The organism is Mammaliicoccus sp. H-M34 (assembly GCF_022386495.1).
GTDB lineage: Bacteria > Bacillota > Bacilli > Staphylococcales > Staphylococcaceae > Mammaliicoccus > Mammaliicoccus fleurettii.
On the sequence record NZ_JAJNIK010000001.1, the window covers coordinates 277,730 to 301,999 of the forward strand.

Here is a 24,270-nt window from a genome sequence, read left to right on the forward strand (position 1 = left end):
TATTTTTTTGCGCTGACTCCTGCGGGAAAAGCATGATTCGAAGACTACAGGCTGAGAACATGCCCGCGGAAAGCATGCGCATAAAAAAATGCCGGCAAAGTCTAAGACTTTGTCGACACTCTGAAGCGTTCAGTATAACTGAACGCTTTTTTCTTATATTTATTTATTATCTACATTTTGGTTTTTTAAATTTTGTTTGTTTTCTTGTTTTTGTTTTCTAGATTGTTCTTTAGCTACTCTTCTCGTTACTATTCTGACTAAACGCATTAATGCTCTCTCTGGTCTCATAAATATCCTCCTCAAAATAGACATTAATTAGTTATATCCAATCAAGATAACTTTAAACATATATATATTCACTTTCAGTGGGGTTTTTACTAAAAATTCGTATAAAAAAACTGTCAACAAAGTCTCATACTTTATTGACAGTTTAAGAACGACACAAATTGTGAAGTTCTTTAATATATTAACCTAAGTTACCGAATTTCAATACATCACGTGCAATCATAACTTCTTCATCTGTTGGAATTACAATTACTTTAACTGGTGAATGTGGATAATTAATAAATGCTTCTTCACCATGTAATCCAGTGTTTAGGCGTTGATCCCAATAAACACCCATAAACTCTAATCCTTCTAATACTTTAGCACGTACAGTATCAGAGTTTTCACCAACACCTGCTGTAAATACAATTGCATCTAAGCCGTGCATTCTTGTTGCATATGAACCCATATATTTATGAATTCTAGATGCGAATACATCCAATGCTAATTTAGCACGTTCATTACCTTCATTTGCATCTTGTTGGATATCTCTTAAGTCACTAGATGATCCTGAGATACCAAGAAGACCAGATTCTTTGTTAAGAATATTTAATACTTCTTCTGCATTTTTACCTGTTTTTTCCATTATATATGGAATTAACGCTGGGTCAAGGTTACCTGAACGTGTACCCATCGTAACACCTGCTAATGGTGTGAAGCCCATTGATGTATCTACAGATTTACCGCCATCAATAGCTGCAATAGAAGCACCATTACCGATATGACAAGAAATAATTCTAAGTTGGTCTAATGGACGATCTAATAATTCAGCTGCTCTTTCTGATACATATTTATGACTTGTTCCATGGAAACCATATTTACGAATACCATAATCTTTATAGAAATGATATGGCAAACTATATAAATATGATTCTTCAGGCATAGTCTGGTGGAATGATGTATCAAATACAGCAACATGTGGAATACTTGGTAATAATTTTCTGAATGCTTTAATACCCATTAAATTGGCTGGATTGTGTAATGGCGCTAAATCAGTTAATGTTTCGATTTTAGCCAATACATCATCAGTAACAAGTGCAGATTCAGGGAATAGTTCCCCACCATGTACAACGCGGTGTCCTGTACCTTGAATATCATTGATGTCATTAATAATATTATGTTCTTTCAATGCATCTAACATAATATTTACTGCAACATCATGATTTTCTATATCTAATGTTTCAGTTATTTTTTCTCCATTTACAGAAATTGAGAAAATTGAATTTTTTAACCCTATACGCTCGATTAACCCTTTAGTGATAACTTTTTCTTCTGGCATTTCAAATAATTGAAATTTTAAAGATGAGCTACCGGCATTAATTGCTATTATTTTTGTCATTTAGACTTCCTCCTGATAATACTTTTCTATACTATTTAAACACTAATACAGTTATGAATCAAGCATTAATACAGTTTATGAAGAATGATTTTTTTCCATCCATTCATCTACTTCAGATAAAAACGTTTGCAATTGTGATTGTGCCTTAAAGTCAGGAATATTAGCAAGCAATACCTCTACACTCTTAGTATTTCCTTGATCTTTCTTTTGTAGGATCAATAGTGATTTACGCGACTGTTCTGTTTTGAATAATGAGTTAGGGAAATTCAAGAATGCTTGCATTTCCGTCTCTGTTGCAATATATTTTTGCAACTGTTTCACTTCTTCACCTTCAAATAATTTTGTAGGAACTATTAAAAAGACATATCCACCAGGCTTAGTTGCAGTTACAGCTTGCTCTAATAATAAATAATGACTATAACTATGACCTTCACTAAAACCTAATTTCATTTCTTTACTACGCTCATCAACAGGATAATAGCCTACTGGTAAGTCACCAACTATTACATCTGCTTCCTCTAATGGTAAAGGCATAATCGCATCTTGTGGATATACATCAAATGGTATTTCTAAAAAGTTAGCTAAATGAATGCTTACACGTTGTAAAACTGGATCCACTTCAATTAAATGATGCATAACTGTTTTTTCTTGGTTTTGTTCATTAATTGTTGCACTTAAATGTCCAGTACCACTTGCGATATCTACTATATTTAGTGATTCTCTATTTTTATTAAATAAGTTTACAAGATAACTTAAAATAAACCCGATTGAATCAGGCGTCATTTGATGATTCGGTTGAATAACTTCTTCTTTTAATAAACTTAAATAAGCAAATTGGAATGCTTTTCTACGTTCTTGTAAAGTAGATTGTTCTAACAAATCTCTTTGATTCGTATAAATTTCTTCCATTGCTAAACCTAAATTTTCAATATAGCTTTGGCCATTTTCGTCATGGAGGTCTTTACTTTTTACATCAAGTTTTTCAAATAATATTTCCATTATATTCTTTTCTTCAGTCATAATTGCCCTCTTTCGTATAAAAAGCTGTCCAATCTAATGGACAGCGATTTATGGTTGTTAATTAGTTTAAATTTCTAAAAGCTTCTAAAGCTTTATCATAGTCAGGATGGTTAGTACCTTCACTCACTACTTCAGCGTAAACTACTTTATTATCTTTGTCCAAAACAAATACTGAACGAGCTAATAAACGAAGTTCTTTCATTATAACACCAAAGTTTTCACCGAATGATAAATCACGGTGGTCACTTAATGTAACAACATTTTCTAAACCTTCAGCTGCACACCATCTTTTTTGTGCGAATGGTAAGTCATTAGATATCGTTAAGATAACTCCATCTTGTTCATTTGCAGCATCTTCGTTGAATTTACGAGTTTGTTGACTACAAACTCCTGTATCTAAAGAAGGTACGGCACTAATAAGTTTCTTTTTACCTTCATAGTCTTTTAAAGTCTTTTCAGATAAATCATTTGCTAATACAGTAAAATCTGGTGCTACTGAACCTACTGTAATTTCCTTGCCTAATATTGTAACTGGTTCATTCTTGAATGTAACTTGCGCCATTAAAAAAAGCCTCCTTATTCTTGATAAATATATTTTATCATGATTAAAGAGACTTTAAAATTTTTTTGTTTATAACATGCTTATCTTGTAGCCTTTTGGAAGTCGTTTCTTAGTTGAATATATTTATTTTTAAGCACTACTGTCTCACCAAAATAGTCGTGAATACCTTTATGTTTTTTATTAAAAGCTACTACTAAATATGGTATTCCTAATAATGCACCTGATATAATTCTTCCAATCCACTCTCTAAATAGTACATCTTTCAACTTCAGCGATTTTGCATCTTCTCTGTATACACTTAATCCTAGAATCATTTTACCGAGTGTTGCTTTAAAATAATATGTCATAAGTACAAAATATAAATAAAATATTAAGGCACTTATTATATTTCCAACGCTAAAGTATTGCACAAATAAATATTCATTTTTAATTTGTGTTAATGCAAATAGAGGGCTTAACACTATTCCTTTAAAACCTGCTAAAGCTAATATATCAATGATATAAGCTAAAAATCTAACCCAGAATCCTGCAAATACGATGGATTTTATATCAGACATGTGTTTATTAACTGTACGCTCAATAACACTTTGTTCACGAGTTGTAGCGACTTGTTCGTAACTTGCTTCAGTCATTTAAAATCCCTCCTTACTCACCATACAAGTACATAGGTTGTGGTGATTTATTTGCTTTAACTAAAGATTCATATTTACTTAAATCATCTAAGCCCATCATAGAAGATATTTTACTTTTAGCTCCCATTGGGAAGTTTAAGAATCCTGATGATGTATCATAAGTTACGACTTGTGCATTTTTAGATTTAATATCACTTCTTAAGTCTTTAATTGCATCATCTTCATAACCAATCTCATCAATTAATCCATTTGATTTAGCTTGTTGTGCAGAATAAATTCTACCGTCAGCTAATTTTTTAACTTCAGATTCAGACATATGTCTACCATCTTTAATAACATCTACAAATTGTTTGTAGCTATCATCAATGATTGATTGCATAATATTACGTTCTTCTTTAGTCATATCTTTCATTGGATTTAATATTTGCTTATGCTTACCAGATGTTACGGATTCATCTTTAACACCTAAGTCATTGGCTAAATCTGCGTAATTTATACTTGAAATAATAACACCTAAAGAACCAGTTAATGTTTGAGAACCTGCATAAATTTTATCTGCTGGTGTTGAGATATAATAACCACCTGAGGCTGCCATATTCTTCATTTGAACATATACTTTTTTATCTTTGGCTTTTATTTCTTCTAATTTTTTATGTATTTCATCACTCTCATATGTTCCTCCACCTGGAGAATTCACTTCTAGTAGTACACCTTTAACGCTTTTATCTTTCTTGATTTTATCAAGTTGTTTTAAAAATGCTTGATGGTTATATCCTCCATCACTGAATAGTGATTCTTCCGCACCTGTATCTTGAATTGTACCATTCACAGATAATTTTACGATTTTATTACTACTATCACTACCAGATTGAACCGACTCGCTAATGCCATCTGAATCTGTCACAGTTTTTTTCCATGAATCATCCAAAAATATGCCAACAGTACTGACAACAATACCACCAACCACTAGAATAACAGCGATGATAATAGCAATAATTCTTTTAGACATAGTATCTTCCTTTCTATTTTAAATATTTACATTTATAATAATAACAGACTTTAATAATAACTGTAACTTTTGGGAGGAACAAATTATGGCAACAAAAAAACATATTTACTTATTCACTTCAAAAGATAGCGATGTCTTAGTGACTCGAAAAAAAATACAAAACCAAATGGAACCACACGGCTTTGAATTTGTATCAAACTATGATGATGCAGACATTATTGCTTCAATTGGTGGCGACGGAAGTTTCCTTCAAGCATGTAGAAAAACAAATTTCAACAAAGATAAAGTATATATTGGTATAAAAACAAGATTAGATCAAAATTATTTATATGTTGATTTTAGCGTTGATGATATACCACACTTAATTAAATCAATAGATTCCGAAGAAGTTATGGTAAGAAAATACCCAGTACTAGAAGTAAATTTAAACAATCAAATGTCTTATATGTGTTTAAATGATTTTTACATTAAATCTAGCGTTATCAAGCCAATGAAAATGGAAATATTTATAGATGATGAATACTTCGAGGCATTTAACGGAGATGGATTATTGATATCTACACCAACTGGATCTACAGGTTATAATAAATCTTTAGATGGCGCAATTATAGATCCTAAAATAAGAAGTATGCAATTAACAGAAATTGCATCATTAAATAATAATAATTTTAGAACAGTAAGTAGTTCTGTTGTATTAGGCGATACAAGAACACTTAAAATATCACTTGATAAAGAAGGCAATTATTATCCAATCATGGGTCTAGATAATGAAGCACTAAGTATTCAAGAAACTGATTTTATAAGCCTTAGAATTAAAGATAAATATATAAGAACACTTAAATTACCTCAAAATTCATTTTGGAGCAAAGTTCAAAGAAAATTCTTATAAAATCTTATAATTTTGTTCGTGCATGCTTGCCTATTTTTTATACAATCTTACGATTTCGTTCGTGCATGCTCACTTATTTTTTTATACAATCTTACGATTTTGTTCGTGCATGCTTGCCTAGGGGTATGGTTCGAGCCTGTAGTCTCTCACTCATACTATTCCCTCAGGCGTCAGCACTTCACAAAATCGTGAAAATATACAATAAAAACCAAATTAACGAGATGCTTTATATAGAAAAATGGTAGCTCTAAGTGCTACTACGGACAGTGAACAAATTGAACTTAAATTTATAAATTCAGTTTGTTTTTTTGTTTTAATAAGTAGATTTATTAAACATAGAAACAGTTCTTGAATGAATTCCAATTATATAATAAATATTTAATTAATATTTGGTATTTTTTAGCGCTGACTCCTGCGGGAAAAGCATGATTCGAAGACTACAGGCTGAGAACATGCCCGCGGAAAGCATGCGCATAAAAAATACCAACAAAGTCTTAGACTTTGCGGGCAATCATTTTGGTAGTTCTATGAGCTACCAAAATGATTTTCATAAAAAACAAGAGCAGAAATTCAATTTTAATAATGAATTTCTGCTCTTATTAATTTTCTAAGGCACCTATGCCCCTGTTCTTTACATGAAATGACTATTAACGTAGTCGTATACATTTTTAAGTATTAATAGAATTGTGACTACTATAAATAAGACTTTTACATAGGATACACCTTTTCTTATAGCAAATGTAACTCCTAAATATGAACCGACTACCATAGCTGCTGCCATGCTGAATCCATAAATATAATTCACTTGTCCTAATATCATAAATAAAAGTAAAGCGCCTAGATTGGAAGCTAGATTTAAAAATTTAGCATTGCCTGCTGCATGTAAATAATCCAGACCGATTAATAACAACATAAATAAAAAGAATGATCCGGTACCTCCACCTAAAAATCCATCATAATATCCGATTACTATAACACCTATAATGAATAAGATTGCTTTTTTAAGTGATAATTTCTTATATTTATTGATATCTCCCCAATCTTTTTTAACAATTGAGTAAACAGTCACTAATGCTAATATTATAATTGCCAGTGGTTTTAAATATTCTGGTGGTAAATATGTAGCAGTAATCGCACCAAATATTGAACCGACAAAACTTAACGGAAACAACTTTCCTACTATATCAAAATCTACTTTTCTAGCTTTTATAAACTTCATTGTACTCGTAAACGTTCCAAATGAACTTGCTAATTTATTTGTACCTAAAGCTGTTGCTGGATCCATACCTACAGCTAATAATGCTGGTAAAGAAATTAGTCCTCCTCCACCAACTACGGAATCTATAAATGATGCTATTAAACCAAATAAAATAATAATAAGTAAAATATTTAAATCAAATTCCATCTGGACATCTCCTCTACTTTAATGATAGCGACATCCCAACGTCATTATTAAAGTAGTTCATCCATCCACTCATCTTTTTGTTGCTGTATATCATCATGTTTAGAAATTGTAATTGTTTCTATATTTTTTACCGCTTCTTCGATTAATGGACCAAAATCAAATTTAGACTCAAAATATTCAACTTTTTCAAGTTTAGGATTTGTTTTTGGATTTTTTGGTGTAAATATTGTACAGCAATCTTCAAATGGTTGTATTGATAATTCAAATGTATTTATTGCTTTAGCTTTTTTAACGATGTCTTCTTTATCAAAAGTAAGTAACGGTCTTAAAATTGGCATAGATGTCACGCTATTGATTGCATACATACTACCTAAAGTTTGACTTGCAACTTGTCCAAGATTTTCACCATTGACGATTGCAAGTGCACCAATTTCATGTGCTACTTTTTCAGTTACTCTTAACATCATTCTTCTAGTACTCGTCATAGTAAAACTTTCTTCGACTACTTTATGAATTTGTTTTTGTAATTCTGTAAAAGGAACAATATGTAGTTTGATGTCTCCAGTTAAATTTGCAAGTTGCTTTGTTAAATCAATAACTTTTTGTTTCGCTTGTTCGCTTGTATATGGGGGACTATGAAAATGTATAGCTTCAATCGTCACGCCTCTTTTCATTACTTCCATTCCTGCTACTGGTGAATCAATTCCACCTGAAAGCATCAGTAATGTTTTACCACCCGTTCCTACTGGCAATCCTCCTACTCCTTCGAGTACTCGGTTATACATATAAATGGCATCTTTACGTACTTCAACTTTAATTTTATGATCAGGTTGTTTAACATTTACTGTTATATTTTCAGTGTTTTGAAGAACGTGTCCACCTAGTTCTTGTTGCAGTTGAAATGTATCTAGTTCAAATGTTTTATCTGCTCTTTTTACATCAATTTTAAAAGTATCACCATCATTGAAATCCTCAGCAAACTTTATAGCAACTTCTTTCATAGTGTCCAATTCTTTTTCAATTCTTATTATTGGACTTACTGAGTGTACGCCGAACACTGTTTGTATACGACTCATCATTTCTTCAATATCTGAACCTTCATGTACATCTATATACATTCTGTCACGATTAGCACGTACTTTATAACCTTGAAGTGGCATTAATCTACTTTTAATATTTGCTTTTAATTTATTAACGAACATATTTCTATTACCTGTCTTAAGGGTCAATTCCCCATATCTAACCAATATGTGATCATAATTCATATTTTAATAACTCCTTTACCTCATTATATACTTTGTCAAAGGCATCTTTAAATGCTTCTATTTGTTCGTTTGTTAAATCTGGTGCAATGCTTATTCTTATACTTCCTTCAATTATAATATTGCTTAGCCCCATAGCTTTCAATGTTTCATTATGAGAACTTTTTTTGGAAGAACATGCACTTGTAGTGGATAAATAAATTTCATATTTAGAAAATGCGTTAACTAATACTTCTCCTTTAACTCCTGGAAACGATACATTCAATATATATGGTGCAGCATCTATAGGAGAATTAATTAAAACCCCTTCATACTGATCAATAAATTGACGTATTTCTTTTCCTTTTTCAGTTAATAATTTAATATTACTATCCATTTGAGCATTCATTTGTCGCATTGCTTTTGCTAAAGCAATATTCACGGGAGCATTTACTGTACCACTTCTAATACCATACTCTTGTCCACCACCAAAAATAATTGGCTGAATCGTTTTTGCTTGCTTAAAGGCTAAAATACCAGAACCTTTTAGTCCATGAAATTTATGCGCACTTAAACTATAGCTATCTACTAAATTAATATTTAAATTAACTTTACCAAATCCTTGAACACCATCTACGTGAAAATGTACTTTTGGATAGTCTTTTAAAATATTACTGATTTCTTCAATTGGTTGAATTTGTCCCATTATATTATTCACATGCATACATGTTACAAGTACAACGTCATCGTTAAGTAATTTTTTCAATGATGTAATATCTAACTTTCCATTCTCTAACGTGTTGATATATTGTAGGTTAAAACCTTGTTCTTCTAGTGCTCTCATAGTTTCTAAAACAGAAGGATGTTCAATTTTTGTAGTTAAAATTGTTTTACCAAACCTTTTCTTCGCTTGAGCCATACCTTGCAATGCTATATTATTTGATTCAGTCGCACCGCTCGTAAAAATGATGTCAAACTTATCGTTTAAGTTTAAGTACTGTTTTATATTATCTCTAGCTTTATCAATTAAATGAGCAATTTTTACACCTGCTGTATGAGGACTATTCGGATTAAAAAAATATTGTGTATTCATTTGAATATATGATTGAATAACGTCCTCATTAGGTTTCGTAGTTGCAGCATTATCAAGATATATCATACTGTCACCTCTTTTTTTCATTATATAATGATACCATAAGTCATTTGCTATAGATATACTTATTAGCTCATAAAAGCATGTAGATAACATTTAGAGGCTGAGACAAATTAATTTGTCTCAGCCTCTAAAGTTCTATTATTGTTTGTTAACTTCTTCTTCAATTTTTTCACTGATTCCAGGTTCAACTTTTTCAAGTGCTGTTTCAGCAATTTCTACAGCTCTCTTATATCTATTATTAGCAAAAAGTCTTTCTGCTTCATTAAGACTCTTATTCAGTTCATTGTTTTCTTTTCTGTATCTATTACCATACTGAATTAATGTTTCTGCATGAACTGCATTAATTAGAACATCTGTCGTTTCATCTTCGAACTTATTCATTTGTAGTACAATATTGCTTACTTTATCTTTAACATATTGTACATTGATTGGTCTTTGACTGAAGATCTTATTAACTTCACGAATTTCATGATCAATTTCATTTTTCATAATGATGAATCTTTCAGGTACACTAGGTAAATTCGACGCCAATAAATTTCTATATATTTCTTCTTTTTTAGATTGAACACGTAATGTGTTTTGTTGAGCAGTTGCTTCATCTTCTCTAAGTGAAACTAAGTGATTTTGTATTTTTTGTTGATTATCATTTATCACTTTAACATGTTCTTCAATATATAATAAGTTATCTTCCACTTCACTATATCGAACATTTGTCTTAGCCATTTCACCTAATATTTCATCATAAACACTGATAAGATTTTGTATTTCATTCTCATACTGTCTAACTTTATGAACATCTTCTTCTGAAATATAGTAATTTTCTCTAACATATTCAATTTCAGTTTGAAGTGTATAGTTCATATCTTTAGCGTGGAATAATTCGTCTGTAATAATTTCTTTAGATTGTTCTACAGTATTTTTAGATTTCACTTCATGTTCAATCAAATCATACATATCATCTAAAGTATCATTTATTTCAATTATAATGTTCTCAGCTTTAGTCAATTCTAGTCTACCTATTAATGGTTCAACTAAATTAAGTTTGCCACGTAGTGTTTGTAAAGTACCTTCAACTTTAACGTGTTCAAGATTATAACCTTCGACTTTTAAATCTCTACAACCAAATTTCAAGTCTTGGAACTGACCTGGTAATTCTTTTTGAACATCTTTAATCAACAATGGAATTTCATTCATATCTTCTTGCATGCGTTTCATATCTGTATTGAGTTGATCTATATGACCACTTGCTTTAATATAATGCCCATCTTCAACAAGTTCTTCATATTGCTCAATTCTAGGTAAAAATGCTTCAATATTTTTTTCAATAAGTTCTGCAGCATCACCAAATTGATGTCTGTTAGCTAATACTTCCCTTTTTGTTTCTCTATAAATTTGTTTAGATTCATCGTATAATCGGTCGCTTGTTTCTACTGTTGTCATTAATTCTGTAACACTCTGAGTTAAACGCGTATATTTCTTCTCTATACCATCCATGATTTTATTAGCATCAGCAATACTTTCTTCTGATTGAGAAAACTTAAATTTATCTAATTCTGCATCTGCGTCATGAATTTTTGCATCTACAACTTTTAAATCTTCTTGTAAAACAGTTTGCCATTCCCTTTTGAATTGATCATACTTGTCCTTAGCTTCACCATGTATATTTAATTTTTTAAGTTTAGCTAATTCATCTTGAAAAGGTAATTGTTTAATTTTTTGCTTACGCTGCTCGGTCTCAGTAATCAAATTTCGCTTTGATGTACGCAACCATAACATTATACCAATACCAATTAATATAATGATTATAATTGCAAGTGTTATATAAATTGCCATTATGTATTCTCCTCCTAAATCGTTCTCTTTATTATAACGTAAAATATTTATCCAACAAACCTTTTTCTATGCAAAACATATTCAAAATCTTAAAATAGAGATATAATTCAAAAAAATAATGAAATGAGGAACAAAAAATGCCAGAAAATCAATTAGACTATACATTACTTAGTAGACAACTTGATGGTTTATTATCAGGTGAGAAAGATTTAATTGCTAATTTAAGTAATACTTCAGCATTTATCAATCAATTCTTACCAAATATAAATTGGATAGGTTTCTACCTTTTAAAAAATAATGCATTAAAACTAGGGCCATTTCAAGGTTTACCTGCCTGTGTTGATATCGAAATAGGAAAAGGTGTATGTGGTACAGCTGTTTCTCAAAAAAAATCTCAACTTGTAGAAGATGTTAATGCATTTCCAGGACATATAGCTTGCGATGCAAATAGCCAATCTGAAATCGTTATACCTCTATACTATAACAAAGAAATAATTGGTGTGTTAGATATCGATGCCCCAGTTAAATCACGATTTAGTAAAGAGGATTTACAAGGTTTAGAATTACTTGTTCAAACTCTTGAACAGCATATTCATATATAAAATATAAATTGACATCCCCTTTCCAAAAAGGTATACTATTCTTTGTGTGAATTAACGAAAGTAGCAGTTAAATATTATAGGGCTCTATGTTATTCCCAAAGAAGGTGTGTTGTGTAACCGCGGCTGCAAGGTGAAGACACAAAAACATAACATATCCTTATGAGCATTTAACATTCTTTCTTGTTTCTTCATAACATTCAAACAAGAAAAAGGAGGAACTTCATTATGGCAAGATTTAGAGGTTCAAACTGGAAAAAATCACGTCGTTTAGGAATTTCATTAAGCGGTACAGGTAAAGAATTAGAAAAACGTCCTTACGTACCAGGTCAACATGGTCCAACTCAACGTAAAAAATTATCTGAGTATGGTCAACAATTACAAGAGAAACAAAAATTACGTTTCATGTACGGAATTAACGAACGTCAATTCCGCAGTATTTTCGAAAAAGCTGGTAACATGAAAGGTGTTCATGGTGATAACTTCATGGCACTATTAGCTTCTCGTTTAGACGCAGTAGTTTACCAATTAGGTTTAGCTCGTACTCGTCGTCAAGCACGTCAATTAGTTAACCACGGTCACGTAACTGTAGATGGCGCTCGTGTAGACATCCCATCTTACACTTTAAAACCAGGTCAAACTATTAGCATTCGTGAAAAATCACAAAAATTAAACATCGTATTAGAATCAGTAGAATTAAGTCACCACGTTCCTGATTACTTAACTTTCGATGCTGACAAATTAGAAGGTACTTTCGTACGCGTTCCTGAACGTAGCGAATTATCAGCTGAAATCAATGAACAATTAATCGTTGAGTACTACTCTCGTTAATAGTTATTGTAAAAACCACTTTCAAATTGAAAGTGGTTTTTTTGTTTTTGATTATTTAATTCCCCTTATGTTTCCAACCATTGTTCTATCTTTTGAGGAAAATCCGTTATGATGCCATCTACATTTAAATTTATCATTTTTCCAACAGTCTCATCGTCATTAATAGTATAAGGCATTACTTTCATATTTACTTTGTGTGCTTCGTCGACAAATTTTTTTGTAACTATTTTATAATTTGGATTTATGAATGTGGCATATTCCCCTATTTTTCTTATAGAATCTCTACTTATGAATCGATCTTTCTTTTTAATGAGAACACCTAACTCAATTCTAGAGTTTAAACTTTTAAATTTTTGAATGGATTTTTTGTTAAAAGATTGTATGATGATTTGTTGTTCATTGATGTCATTAGCAATTAAGGATTCAAGAATTTGTTCTTCTATACCTGGATATTTTTCTGGTTGCTTAACTTCGATTAAAAGTTTAATATCTGTATTTCTAATTAAATGTAATACATCGTCAAATAAAGGTATACGTTCTCCTATAAATGCTTCACCTTTCCATTTGCCTATATCATATTTTTGTAATTCCTTATAAGTTAAGTTTTTTATTATGCCTTTTTCTAGTGAAGTGCGTTCTGTTGTAGGATCATGCATTATAACAAGTTTATTATCTCGCGTTCTATGTATATCGATTTCGAGCATGTCAATATTTAATGTAAGTGCAAATTTATAAGATGCTATTGTATTTTCTGGTACTAGCGAAGGTACCCCTCTATGTGCTACTTTAATTATAGATTGTGGATTATACACATTCATTGTCTACTCCTTAATAATCAGTCATACTATAGATTATACCCAAATATATTTATTTAAAGAAAGGAACATTATTATGACAACACATATTTTTGACTTAAAAGGAACTTGGACTAAAGGTAGAAATGCTTCTGGTCATATAACTACAACTAATTTATCTACTCGAGTATCTATTCCAGAGGTTATGGATGGACCTGAGATTGGTACAAATCCAGATGAAATGTTACTCGGAGCTGCATCAACTTGCTACATGATTACTTTAGCTGCGATGATTGAACGTTCTGAAATTGAAATTGAAAGAATTGAAGTCGATTCAAAAGGACATGTTGATGTTGAAAATGACGTGATCACTTATAAAAAAATAGAACATTTCCCTGTAATTTATTTAAGTGAAGAACCTGATGAAACGTTACAAAAAAAATTAAATAGACTCGTTCAAAAAGCTGAAGAATCATGCATGGTTACGCGTGCATTAGCTGGAAATGTTCAAGTTATAGCAACTGGAGAAATAAGATTTTAAAATGAAAGCGTTTTAATCAGAATTTTCAATAAATTCACTATTATTTTATTATTTTCTCTGCTACAATATAGAACATAAATTCAGTAAGGAGTGTTTATATATGTATCAGCATGATTCTTTATTACTCGCACCAGGTCCTACTACTGTTCCAAGGGAAATATTAGAAAGAATGAATCTTCCTATGACAGGACATAGAACTAAGGAATTTAGTCAAATCATTCATCAAGCATCAAGAGATTTACAAACAATTTTTGGAGCAAAGCATCCTGTAGCTATTTTAACTTCCTCAGGTACAAGTGCCCTTGAAGCAGCTATGGTTAATATAACCAATCCAGAAGATAACATTGTGATAATTGTTTCAGGAGCATTTGGCGATAGGTTTAGAAAGATAGCTTCTTCATACCCTTTCAATGCACATATTTTTGAAGTTGAATGGGGAAAAGGTGTTGATTTAAAAGAATTCGAAACATATTTAAACTCACTTAATGTAGATATTAAAGCTGTATTTACACAATTCTGTGAAACTTCAACTTCTGTAAAACACCCTATCAACGAATTAGGAAAATTAGTAAAAGAATTTAATCCTGATATTTATTTTATTGTTGATGGCGTAAGTATCATCGGTGCAGTTGAAGTTGATATGGAAGAAGATAATATCGATGTTCTCGTTTCAGGTAGTCAAAAGGCAATTATGTTACCACCTGGAGCTGCTTTTGTAGCATATAATGACAGAGCAATTGAACGATTTAAAGAAGTGACGACTTCAAGATTTTATTTAGATTTAAATAAATACATAACTTCTTTAAATGATGATTCAACTCCATTTACACCTGCTGTATCACTTATTAGAGGTGTTCAAGCATATTGTGATTTAATTCGTGAAGAAAAATTTGAAAATACAATTAAAAGACACGAAGTATGTAAAACTGCAGTTAGAGAAAGTTTAAAAGCGTTAGGTATGACATTGTTAGTTGAAGATCAATTTGCTTCCCCTACTGTAACTGCTTTCGTACCAAACAAAGATGAAGTAAAACAAATTAAAGATGAATTACTTAGCAGATTCAATATTACTATCGCAGGTGGTCAACAACATCTCAAAGGTACTATTTTAAGAGTTGGTCATATGGGTAAAGTTTCTCCTAATGATATGTTGCAATTTATAAGTGCATTAGAAATTATACTTTCAGAAATTCGTGATGAATCAGTAATTGGTAAAGGTGTTTCTAAATTCCAGGAGGTCGTTAATCAATATGTTTAAAGTAATCGTAGTAGATCCAATTTCAGAAGAAGGTTTAAAGAGTTTAACTGACCATGAACAATTTGAAGTAGACATAAATACTGGTCTAAGTGAATCAGAACTTATTAACATTATAGATAGCTATGATGCTTTAATCGTTAGAAGTCAAACCCAAATTACACCACCTATTTTAGATGCAGCAAAAAACTTGCGTGTTGTCGCTAGAGCTGGTGTAGGTGTTGATAATATTGATATAAACTATGCAACTAAACAAGGTATTTTAGTTATTAATGCTCCTGATGGAAACACAATTTCAGCTACTGAACATTCAATGGCTATGATATTATCTATGGCTCGTAACATTCCTGAAGCACATCGTTCTTTACAAGATGGTAACTGGGATAGAAAAAAATACCGTGGTACAGAATTATACAAAAAAACACTTGGTGTAATCGGTGCTGGTAGAATTGGACTTGGCGTTGCTAAACGTGCTCAAAGTTTCGGTATGAATATTCTTGCATTTGACCCTTATTTATCAAGTGACGATGCAAAGAGATTAGAAATCACAAGAGCAACAGTTGATGAAATTGCTGAACAAGCTGATTTTATAACTGTCCATACTCCACTAACACCAAAAACGAAAGGTCTTGTAAATGAAGACTTTTTCAATAAAGCTAAACCAAACTTACAAATCATCAATGTTGCTAGAGGTGGAATCATCGATGAAGATGCACTTATTAAAGCTCTAGATGAAGGAAAAATAGAGAAAGCAGCACTTGATGTGTTCACAGAAGAACCTGCAAACAATACACCATTAACACAACATGAAAAAATCATTGTAACGCCACATCTTGGAGCTTCTACTATTGAAGCTCAAGAAAAAGTTGCTGTCTCAGTTGCTAATGAAATCATCGACATTTTCGAAAACAATAATGTTCTACATGCAGTTAACGCACCTCAAATGTCAGGAGAAGTTGAAGAAGAATTAAGACCATTTGTTGAATTAAGTAGAACAACTGGTGAAGTTGGTATACAACTATTTGAAAAAGGTCCAAGAGAATTAAAAATTAAATATCATGGTGAAATAGCACTTGATGACACTAGCTTAATTACAAGACAACTTGTAATGGGTGTATTGCAACAAGATTTAGGTGATCATGTTAATTTAATCAATGCATTAGTACTTCTAAATGAGCAAGGCGTTACGTACCAAATTGAAAAAAATAGTAAAAAGTACGGATTCAGTAACTATATAGAATTGGAATTAGTAAATAAAGAGCATTCTATAAAAATCGGATCTACTGTATTAAATGGCTATGGTCCAAGAATCGTTCGTATCAACGATTATCCTGTAGACTTTAAACCAGAAAAACATATGCTATTAATTCATCATAATGATCAGCCCGGAATTGTAGGTAAAATGGGACTAATCCTTGGTGAACATGGGATTAATATCGCATCAATGCATTTAGGAAGACATTCTATAGGCGGCGAAGCATTAATGGTATTGTCACTTGATGATGAAGCTTCAGAAGAAACTATAGCTGATTTATTTGCTATAGAAGGCTTCCAAAGCATAAATAAAGTAGAACTTAATCAATCATTATAAACAATAAAGCTAAGACATAAGTCAAAACAAATAAGCATATCACTTAACTGAATTCTTCAGTTTTATAGTGATATGCTTATTTTTTATCTTACGATTTCGTTCGTGCATGCTTGCCTAGGAGTATGGTTCGAGCCTGTAGTCTCTCACGCATACTATTCCCTCAGGCGTCAGCACTTCACAAAATCGTTCTCAATATCTATTTTAATACAAAGCTAAATTTGCACTAGTTGGGATAAGTGTAAGCATGAGTAGCTATATTTACACTAGTCTAAAGAAGTGTAAGCATAGGTATCTATATTAACACTAGTCGGAAGTAGTGTGAATGATTTTCATAAAAAATAAAAAGCAGAAATTCAATTTAATAATGAATTTCTGCTCTTTATAAATTTCTAGGACATTTATGTCCAATCCTTTAATTTATACTTTTTTATAATAAAATATTTCTAATATCTAATACATTATTTACAATATAATCTGCGTCATAAGACTCTAATTCAGCTTTAGCTGCTTGACCTTTTAATCCTGTTAATGTACCTATAAAAGTGGCCCCTGTCTTCTTAGCACTTAATAAATCTGCTAATGAGTCACCCACAATATATATGTTTTCATTTTCAAAAATCATTTTTTGATTCTGTATATATGTTAAATATTTCTCTGAATCATTACCACTATTGGCAATTAAATAACTAAATGGATTCGGTTTACCAAGCGGCTTGTGTTCCGGGTATGTTGTTTCAGCATTCAGCACTTCTGATGCAGTTCCAATGTGAAATTCATCAAATTGTTTTAACCACCCTATTGTTTCAAATGGTACTAATGTTTCAGTTCTCGGTCTTCCTGTAGCAATACCTATTTGATATCCGGCTTGTTTTAAATCTTTGAGTAGTTGTGTAACCTTATCAATATCTGCTAAAACAACTTCTTCTTTAATATATCCATTCTTATATGTTGTTCTAGCTGTTTTATGTTCTACTTCTTCATATAATTCTGTCCCTAAATACCACTCTTGATATACTTCTTGAGCAATATCCCAGAATTTACTTTTGAGTTCAAAAATTGAAGCATCTTCAACGTTAAGTTCCTCTTTTGCAAAAGCAATTAAATCATGATATATATTTTCTTTACCTGATGTTGCTTTAGATAAAAATTGAAGCGGCGTTTCAATATTAATTTGTGCCCCATTAAGTTTGCTTGCATAATCTTTTAATGTTGCTTCACTGAAATTATCGTTACTGAGATCTAATTTTGAACCTTCTACTTTTTTTAACAATTCAATTAAATGAGTACTTATTACAATAAAAAGCATATCCCAATTTGAATTTAATCCTAAAGACTTTAATTGATTCAAAATTTTGTCATCTATAAACATATCTTTTCTAATTTGCTGTATATCATTTTCCGTTAAATTCTCTAATTTTATTGAGCTTTTTAAATTAAGAAATGATTGACTATGTAATAATTCATAAACAGTAAGCGCTGATACATCAAAACATCTTTCTTCACTCAAAAACACACCATCTACATCAAATAATACTTGTTTCATAATATGCCTCCATTTTTTTGAACATTCTGATTATAATTTTAGCATAGTTTCAAATTGAAAACAGTACAATTAAAGCATCTTGAGTATGTAAACGCTTTATATAAATTAGTTCTACTTTTAATGCGCATCTTATCTGCAATTTTGCCTAGATCTGCTTTTAACGTACCCCTTATCTGCAATTTTGCCTAGAACTGCTTTTAATGAACCACTTATAAATATAACCGCCGAAAGAATACTTATAAAATAGATATAATTGCAACGATTTTGTAGAGTGCTGACGCCTGAGCGAATAGTATGCGTGAGAGACTACAGGCTCGAACCATACCCCTAGGCAAGCATGCACTTTACAAAATCGTAAGATTATATAAAAAAGAACATTTATAACGATTTTGTAGAGTGCTGACGCCTGAGGGAATAGTATGTGTGAGAGACTACAGGCTCGAGCCATACCCCTAGGCAAGCATGCACGTACAAAATCTTAAACTCCATAAAAAATAAGCACATCACTGTAAACTTTAAAAAATCAGTTAAGTGATATGCTTATTTATTTTAAGCGAGGCAATATGTCCCGAAGTCTTTTATTGTATAACATTACTTGTCCATAGCTTTATGTGCTATATAAGTAACTTCTTTTTGTAATGTATTTGTTCTTTCTTCTAATAATTCCATAACTTTTGCTATTTTTTCACTTTTCTTTAACTCACTTGGAAATGTACTAGGATCAATAGGATCTCCAAATTTAACAAATGATTTCTGTCTAAATCCAAAGATAGATTTTACTTTTTTAGGACCTTCGAAAGCTGCAGGTACAATTGGTTTATTGCTTAATACAGCTATTGTTGCGGCACCTCTTTTTAATGGTGCTTCTCCTGTTTCTGCTCTATGTCCTGAAGGGAAAATCCCGACACTTTTACCTTGATTTAATAATTTAACAGGAATTTTCAGTGTACTTGGTCCTGGCTTTTCTCTATCTACTGGAAAAGCATTTAATGAATGGAAAAACTTATCCGACCAATTTTTAGAGAATAATTCTTTTTTTGCCATATAATTGATTTCAGTAGGATATAAACTTAAAGCTAACATTATAACTTCAACATAACCTGTATGCGTACAAGTAACGACATATGGTTCTTCAGGAACCTTCTCTTTATTTATTGTTACAAGTTGTTTACCGAACTTTTGGAAAACAACATGTAAAACAGTACTAGCAAATTTATACATTTAATGATCACTCTCTTCTTAATGATATTCATATTTTATCACTCTAATACTTTCGTCACAAGTTTTCATACAAAATATTGTAACAATTAAATACATCATATTATTGGCAATTTAATGCAATATCTATAATAATTATTTTATGGAGTTTTTTAGGAGGGATTAGAATGGATCAGAATCAAAATGGCGACAATTCAAATTTAAATCAAACATCTTCGAATGATTATTATTATAAGAAGAAAAATAAGATACCATGGTATCAAAGTTGCCTGATACCTTTTTTATCGGGGATTATTGGTGCAGTCTTAATACTCGCTTTATATTTAGGTGGTACTAAAATTATTGATGTCATTAATAACTACAATGACGAAGCGAATATAACGAAAGCACCGGCTAATGAAAAAGGCGGTAATATAAAAGATAATAAATCAAGTAATAAATCCGTATCTAAAATGATTGAAGATGTATCTCCATCTATTGTTGGTGTTATTAACAAACAAAAAGCTAGCGGAATTGAATCATTCTTTGGTGGAAAAAGTTCGGGTGAATCAAGTGATCCACAAGAGTCAGGTACTGGTACTGGTGTGATTTATCAATCTAGTGATAACAGTTCTTATATTGTTACAAATAATCATGTTATAGAGGGTGCCAATGAAATTGAAGTACGTCTTCATAACGATAAATCAGTTAAAGCTGAACTTGTAGGAACAGATGTTATGACTGATTTAGCTGTCTTAAAAATTGATGGCGATTATAATATCGAACCAATTAAATTCGCAGACTCTTCTAAAGTTAAAGCTGGTGAAACAGTATTTGCACTTGGTAATCCATTAGGAGTAGAATTTGCAAACAGTGTTACACAAGGTATTATTTCATCTGAAGAACGTACAATGGATGTACAAACTTCTGACGGTGTGACAGAAGCTACAGTTATACAAACTGACGCAGCAATAAATCCAGGTAACTCTGGTGGTGCTTTAATTGATTTAAACGGAAACTTAATCGGTATTAATTCCATGAAAATATCACGTCCTGATGTTGAAGGTATTGGCTTTGCAATACCAAGTAATGAAGTAAACAACATTATTAAAGACATAATGGATGATGGTAAAGTTACTAGACCATATATAGGAATTAGTATGATATCTATTGAAGATATACCAAGTCAATATAGAAAAGAATTAAAATTAACAACTGATAAAGGTGTATACATTTCAGAGGTAGATGAAAAAGCAAACAACGGCCTTAAAAAAGATGATGTTATCACTAAAGTTGATAATAAAGATGTAACTGAAGTTTCAGATATAAAAAATTATATCTATAATGAGAAAAAACCTGGTGATAAAATTACTATGAAATATATAAGAGATGGTAAAGAACATAGTACTAAAATCACTTTAAAAGAACAAAATTAAATTAAAAAAATCCTTCTAAGTTTACTTTCAACTTAGAAGGATTTTTTTATAGTATTTAGAATCCTCTGCCAGCTCCACCACCAGAGAATCCGCCTCCACCACCGAAGCTTCCGCCTCCGGAGAATCCACCACCAGAACTACCTGATGATCCTCCAAATATAAATGGACCTGCCATTCCTCTTCTTGTACCTCTTCCATTACCACCTCTAGGAGGTTTTCCTCCTCCATTTTTAAAGTAGATAATGAAGAACACTATGATAAATAATATGAAAAATACAAATGGAATTTTACCTAATCCACTACTTTGAGGTTCTTTTTCAGTGAATTTCTTACCGTCGTATCCATAACTTTTAGCAATTTCGTCCCAGACGGCATCATATAATTTCGTCAAACCTTGATCATAATATGCTTTTGCTTTTTTAGCATCGCCCGTTTTAGCAGCCTTTTTTTGGTATGGCATAAAGTTGGAATCAATAAGTTCACCAACTTTAGAATCATTCAGTACACCTTCTAAGCCATCACCAACTGCAATATCAATACCTCTATTATTATATTCATTACCGTTATCCATATTAAGTAATATAACAATACCTCTATTGTGCTTTTGATCTCCAACTTTATAATGTCTACCAGCTTCTAATGCATAATCTTGACGAGGTGTTTGTCCAATTGACTTCATCGTCATGAGTAAGATATCTGCATCAGTACCATCTTGTAATTTTTGACCTTTTTTACTAATTTTATCTTTACTTTCATCACTGATTAAGTTTGCATGATCTTGAACAAATACAGGTTGTTCAAGCTTAGGAAACTTTTCATCTGCCGCTTGTACTGTAGAATTTAGTGAAAAAAAGCTTATAATAAACAAAACACAGAAACGTTTAAACATTGATGTCATTAAGATTCATCTCCACCGAAGTCAACTTTAGGTGCATCTTTTGCTTCACCTTTTGCTTGGAAATATTCTTTCTTATCGAAATTAAACAAACCTGCTACTATACTAGATGGGAATCTACGCGTAGCTTGATTGTATTCGTTAATTGATTCATTATAATCTTTTCTAGCTACTGCAATTCTATTTTCAGTTCCAGCTAGTTCATCTCTTAATCCAGTAAATTGTTTATCAGCTTTTAAATCAGGATAATTTTCACTAATAGCGATTAAACGGCTTAATGCACTATTTACTTCACCATTTGCGGCTGCTTTTTCTTCAGGTGAATTTGCACCAGCTAATTTACTACGTGCATCAGAAACATCTTTGAAAACTTTCTCTTCATGCTTAGTATACCCTTTAACAGTATCAACCAGATTCGGTATCAAATCGACACGTCTTTGTAATTGATTATCAATATTAGATAAAGATTTATCCGCTTCTTCTTCTAAACCAACTAATCTATTATATGGTCCAATCATAATGACCCCTAAAATCACGATTACTGCTACTACAGCAATAATGGGTCCTAAATATTTTTTCATTTAATTTTCTCCTTTTCATTAATTTCATATGTCAATTTTATTATACAATAAATTCCATGTTAGTACAGTTCATTGAATATAGAAAAAAGCGCAATAAATAAATTTATCTATTGCGCTCTTATTGTTAATATTATGAGAATTTAACCATTGTATATTTTTTCTTACCTCTTCTTACAATTGTAAATTCATCATCAATTTTGTCTGCACTTGTTATTTCATGATTAACGTCTTGAATTCGTTCACCATTAATGTAAATGGCACCATTATTAATATCTTCACGTGCTTGTCTCTTAGAAGGTGAAACACCAGCTTCAATAATAAAATCAACTAGTTGTACAGTTTCAGAACTTACTTGTGCTGTAGGTACATCCTTGAAACCTTCTTCAATTTCTGATTTAGTCAATGCTTTGATATCACCTTTAAATAGTGCATCAGTAATTCTTTTTGCTTCTTCAACTGCATCACTACCGTGGATGAATCCTACCATTTCTTCAGCTAACACTTTTTGTGCTTCTCTTAAGTGAGGTGCTTCTTCAACTGTTTTTTCTAGTCGTTCTATTTCTTCTCTATCTAAGAAAGTAAAGTATTTTAAATATTTCACAACATCTGCATCTTGAGCGTTAATCCAAAATTGGTATAGTTCATAAGCTGATGTTTTACTTCTATCTAACCATACAGTACCTGATTCAGATTTACCGAATTTTTTTCCATCTGCTTTTGTAACTAATGGAATTGTAAATCCGTAAGCTTCAGTATCACCATACATTTTTCTCATTAAATCTAATCCAGTTGTTATATTGCCCCATTGATCAGAACCACCAATTTGCATTTTACAATCATAATTTTGATTTAAGTAACCGAAATCTATTGCTTGCAGAATCATGTAAGTGAACTCAGTATATGATATACCTGTTTCTAATCTCGACTTCACAGAATCTTTAGCTAGCATGTAATTCACACCGACATATTTAGCATAATCTCTTAAGAATGAAATTAAATCAATTTCTTTTAACCAATCCTTATTATTAACTAAAATTGCAGAATCATCACCTTCAAAATCAAATATTTTATGCATTTGATTCATAATTCCGCGTACATTTGCTTCTATTTGTTCGTCTGATTGTAGATTTCTTTCTTCTGAGCGTCCAGAAGGATCACCAATCATACCAGTACCACCACCTACTAATACAATAGGAGTATGTCCATGATTTTGAAATCTTCGTAAAGTTAAGAAAGGCAGTAAATGTCCAATGTGTAAACTATCAGCAGTTGGATCTGCTCCACAATATATTTTGACAGATTCTTTATTCAATAATTCTTCAATTTCTTGTTCATCAGTTTGTTGATATATTAAACCTCTCCATTTTAAATCTTCTATAAGTGCATTTGCCATTACTAATTCCTCCTCTTAAAATATAATATAAAAAAGCACCCTTACATAAAAATGTAAGGGTGCTTGAATACACGGTACCACCATACTTATGATGTTAAACACATCATCGCTCATTTAATGTTACGCACATTAAAACGTCGAACATTTATTAAAGGTGTATTCATCATTATCGCTTTATCAGTTCTCAGCACCACTGATTCTCTT

23 protein-coding genes and 1 other annotated feature (1 of these 24 running past the window's edge) are annotated in these 24,270 nt (G+C 31.4%); of the genes, 7 read left to right on the plus strand and 16 right to left on the minus strand.

Annotation, left to right across the window (positions count from 1 at the left end):
• Positions 1-159: 159 nt before the first annotated feature.
• From LQ608_RS12460 to sppA, 6 genes are all read right to left on the minus strand, one after another.
• Positions 160-288: a hypothetical protein gene (locus LQ608_RS12460; RefSeq protein WP_256681917.1), complete on the minus strand. Its 129-nt coding sequence runs from the start codon at positions 286-288 to the stop codon at positions 160-162.
• Positions 289-466: 178 nt separating this feature from the next.
• Positions 467-1,663 (minus strand): acetate kinase, encoded by a 1,197-nt coding sequence (locus LQ608_RS01400; RefSeq protein ID WP_239749258.1) that lies wholly within the window; start codon positions 1,661-1,663, stop codon positions 467-469.
• Between the two features lie 75 nt (positions 1,664-1,738).
• Positions 1,739-2,683: a class I SAM-dependent methyltransferase gene (locus LQ608_RS01405; RefSeq protein WP_078356394.1), complete on the minus strand. Its 945-nt coding sequence runs from the start codon at positions 2,681-2,683 to the stop codon at positions 1,739-1,741.
• Positions 2,684-2,744: 61 nt separating this feature from the next.
• Positions 2,745-3,245 carry a thiol peroxidase gene (gene tpx / locus LQ608_RS01410; protein ID WP_239749259.1) on the minus strand — a complete coding sequence of 167 codons (501 nt, stop codon included), beginning with the start codon at positions 3,243-3,245 and terminating at the stop codon, positions 2,745-2,747.
• Positions 3,246-3,325: 80 nt separating this feature from the next.
• Positions 3,326-3,877 (minus strand): RDD family protein, encoded by a 552-nt coding sequence (locus LQ608_RS01415; protein ID WP_239749260.1) that lies wholly within the window; start codon positions 3,875-3,877, stop codon positions 3,326-3,328.
• 13 nt (positions 3,878-3,890) lie between these two features.
• Complete coding sequence (sppA, locus tag LQ608_RS01420) at positions 3,891-4,886, minus strand: signal peptide peptidase SppA (protein WP_078356391.1); 996 nt, start codon at positions 4,884-4,886, stop codon at positions 3,891-3,893.
• Between the two features lie 85 nt (positions 4,887-4,971).
• On the opposite strand from sppA, the gene LQ608_RS01425 reads away from it, so the two are divergent.
• Positions 4,972-5,775, plus strand: a complete 804-nt coding sequence (locus tag LQ608_RS01425; protein WP_239749261.1) for an NAD kinase — start codon at positions 4,972-4,974, stop codon at positions 5,773-5,775.
• A gap of 631 nt (positions 5,776-6,406) precedes the next feature.
• Here the strand turns inward: LQ608_RS01425 and LQ608_RS01430 are convergent.
• From LQ608_RS01430 to ezrA, 4 genes are all read right to left on the minus strand, one after another.
• Positions 6,407-7,180 carry a sulfite exporter TauE/SafE family protein gene (locus LQ608_RS01430; protein ID WP_078356389.1) on the minus strand — a complete coding sequence of 258 codons (774 nt, stop codon included), beginning with the start codon at positions 7,178-7,180 and terminating at the stop codon, positions 6,407-6,409.
• A 47-nt stretch (positions 7,181-7,227) separates the two neighbouring features.
• The gene (thiI, locus tag LQ608_RS01435) at positions 7,228-8,445 is read right to left on the minus strand and encodes a tRNA uracil 4-sulfurtransferase ThiI (RefSeq protein WP_239749262.1); all 1,218 of its coding nucleotides are present in this window, start codon (positions 8,443-8,445) and stop codon (positions 7,228-7,230) included.
• On the minus strand, positions 8,435-9,580 hold the full coding sequence (locus LQ608_RS01440) for a cysteine desulfurase family protein (RefSeq protein ID WP_239749263.1): 1,146 nt from the start codon (positions 9,578-9,580) through the stop codon (positions 8,435-8,437). The genes thiI and LQ608_RS01440 overlap by 11 nt, the downstream gene beginning before the upstream one ends.
• A 135-nt stretch (positions 9,581-9,715) precedes the next feature.
• Positions 9,716-11,410: a septation ring formation regulator EzrA gene (gene ezrA, locus LQ608_RS01445; RefSeq protein WP_239749264.1), complete on the minus strand. Its 1,695-nt coding sequence runs from the start codon at positions 11,408-11,410 to the stop codon at positions 9,716-9,718.
• A gap of 137 nt (positions 11,411-11,547) precedes the next feature.
• On the opposite strand from ezrA, the gene LQ608_RS01450 reads away from it, so the two are divergent.
• Both LQ608_RS01450 and rpsD read left to right on the plus strand, forming a co-directional pair.
• Positions 11,548-12,012 carry a GAF domain-containing protein gene (locus LQ608_RS01450; RefSeq protein WP_239749266.1) on the plus strand — a complete coding sequence of 155 codons (465 nt, stop codon included), beginning with the start codon at positions 11,548-11,550 and terminating at the stop codon, positions 12,010-12,012.
• Between the two features lie 225 nt (positions 12,013-12,237).
• Positions 12,238-12,840, plus strand: coding sequence for a 30S ribosomal protein S4 (gene rpsD / locus LQ608_RS01455; RefSeq protein ID WP_078356384.1), 603 nt, complete (start codon positions 12,238-12,240; stop codon positions 12,838-12,840).
• A 65-nt stretch (positions 12,841-12,905) separates the two neighbouring features.
• Here rpsD and LQ608_RS01460 read toward each other — a convergent pair whose 3' ends face one another.
• Positions 12,906-13,658, minus strand: a complete 753-nt coding sequence (locus tag LQ608_RS01460) for a glycerophosphodiester phosphodiesterase (RefSeq protein ID WP_239749267.1) — start codon at positions 13,656-13,658, stop codon at positions 12,906-12,908.
• Positions 13,659-13,731: 73 nt separating this feature from the next.
• Between LQ608_RS01460 and LQ608_RS01465 the strand changes: the two genes are divergently transcribed.
• The 3 genes from LQ608_RS01465 to serA all read left to right on the plus strand — a co-directional run bounded on the left by LQ608_RS01465 (position 13,732) and on the right by serA (position 17,021).
• Positions 13,732-14,175 (plus strand): SACOL1771 family peroxiredoxin, encoded by a 444-nt coding sequence (locus LQ608_RS01465; protein WP_239749269.1) that lies wholly within the window; start codon positions 13,732-13,734, stop codon positions 14,173-14,175.
• 100 nt (positions 14,176-14,275) lie between these two features.
• A complete protein-coding gene (locus LQ608_RS01470) occupies positions 14,276-15,433 on the plus strand; it encodes a pyridoxal-phosphate-dependent aminotransferase family protein (protein WP_239749271.1) in 1,158 nt (385 codons plus the stop codon).
• Positions 15,426-17,021 (plus strand): phosphoglycerate dehydrogenase, encoded by a 1,596-nt coding sequence (gene serA / locus LQ608_RS01475; RefSeq protein WP_239749272.1) that lies wholly within the window; start codon positions 15,426-15,428, stop codon positions 17,019-17,021. The genes LQ608_RS01470 and serA overlap by 8 nt, the downstream gene beginning before the upstream one ends.
• Before the next feature lie 427 nt (positions 17,022-17,448).
• On the opposite strand, the gene LQ608_RS01480 is transcribed toward serA, so the two are convergent.
• Both LQ608_RS01480 and LQ608_RS01485 read right to left on the minus strand, forming a co-directional pair.
• On the minus strand, positions 17,449-18,564 hold the full coding sequence (locus LQ608_RS01480; protein ID WP_239749273.1) for an HAD family hydrolase: 1,116 nt from the start codon (positions 18,562-18,564) through the stop codon (positions 17,449-17,451).
• Between the two features lie 591 nt (positions 18,565-19,155).
• Positions 19,156-19,785: a lysophospholipid acyltransferase family protein gene (locus LQ608_RS01485; protein ID WP_239749274.1), complete on the minus strand. Its 630-nt coding sequence runs from the start codon at positions 19,783-19,785 to the stop codon at positions 19,156-19,158.
• 164 nt (positions 19,786-19,949) lie between these two features.
• Here LQ608_RS01485 and LQ608_RS01490 point away from each other — a divergent pair, with 164 nt between their 5' ends.
• On the plus strand, positions 19,950-21,197 hold the full coding sequence (locus tag LQ608_RS01490; RefSeq protein WP_239749275.1) for a S1C family serine protease: 1,248 nt from the start codon (positions 19,950-19,952) through the stop codon (positions 21,195-21,197).
• A gap of 55 nt (positions 21,198-21,252) precedes the next feature.
• On the opposite strand, the gene LQ608_RS01495 is transcribed toward LQ608_RS01490, so the two are convergent.
• The 3 genes from LQ608_RS01495 to tyrS form a co-directional block, all read right to left on the minus strand.
• On the minus strand, positions 21,253-22,095 hold the full coding sequence (locus LQ608_RS01495; RefSeq protein ID WP_239749276.1) for a TPM domain-containing protein: 843 nt from the start codon (positions 22,093-22,095) through the stop codon (positions 21,253-21,255).
• Positions 22,095-22,673: a LemA family protein gene (locus LQ608_RS01500; RefSeq protein ID WP_078357533.1), complete on the minus strand. Its 579-nt coding sequence runs from the start codon at positions 22,671-22,673 to the stop codon at positions 22,095-22,097. Before LQ608_RS01500 ends, LQ608_RS01495 begins: the two co-directional genes overlap by 1 nt.
• 130 nt (positions 22,674-22,803) lie before the next feature.
• Entirely contained in the window at positions 22,804-24,066 is a 1,263-nt protein-coding gene (gene tyrS / locus LQ608_RS01505) for a tyrosine--tRNA ligase (protein WP_107509795.1), read from the minus strand.
• Between the two features lie 52 nt (positions 24,067-24,118).
• Positions 24,119-24,270: a binding site (T-box leader), on the minus strand (it continues 36 nt past the right edge of the window).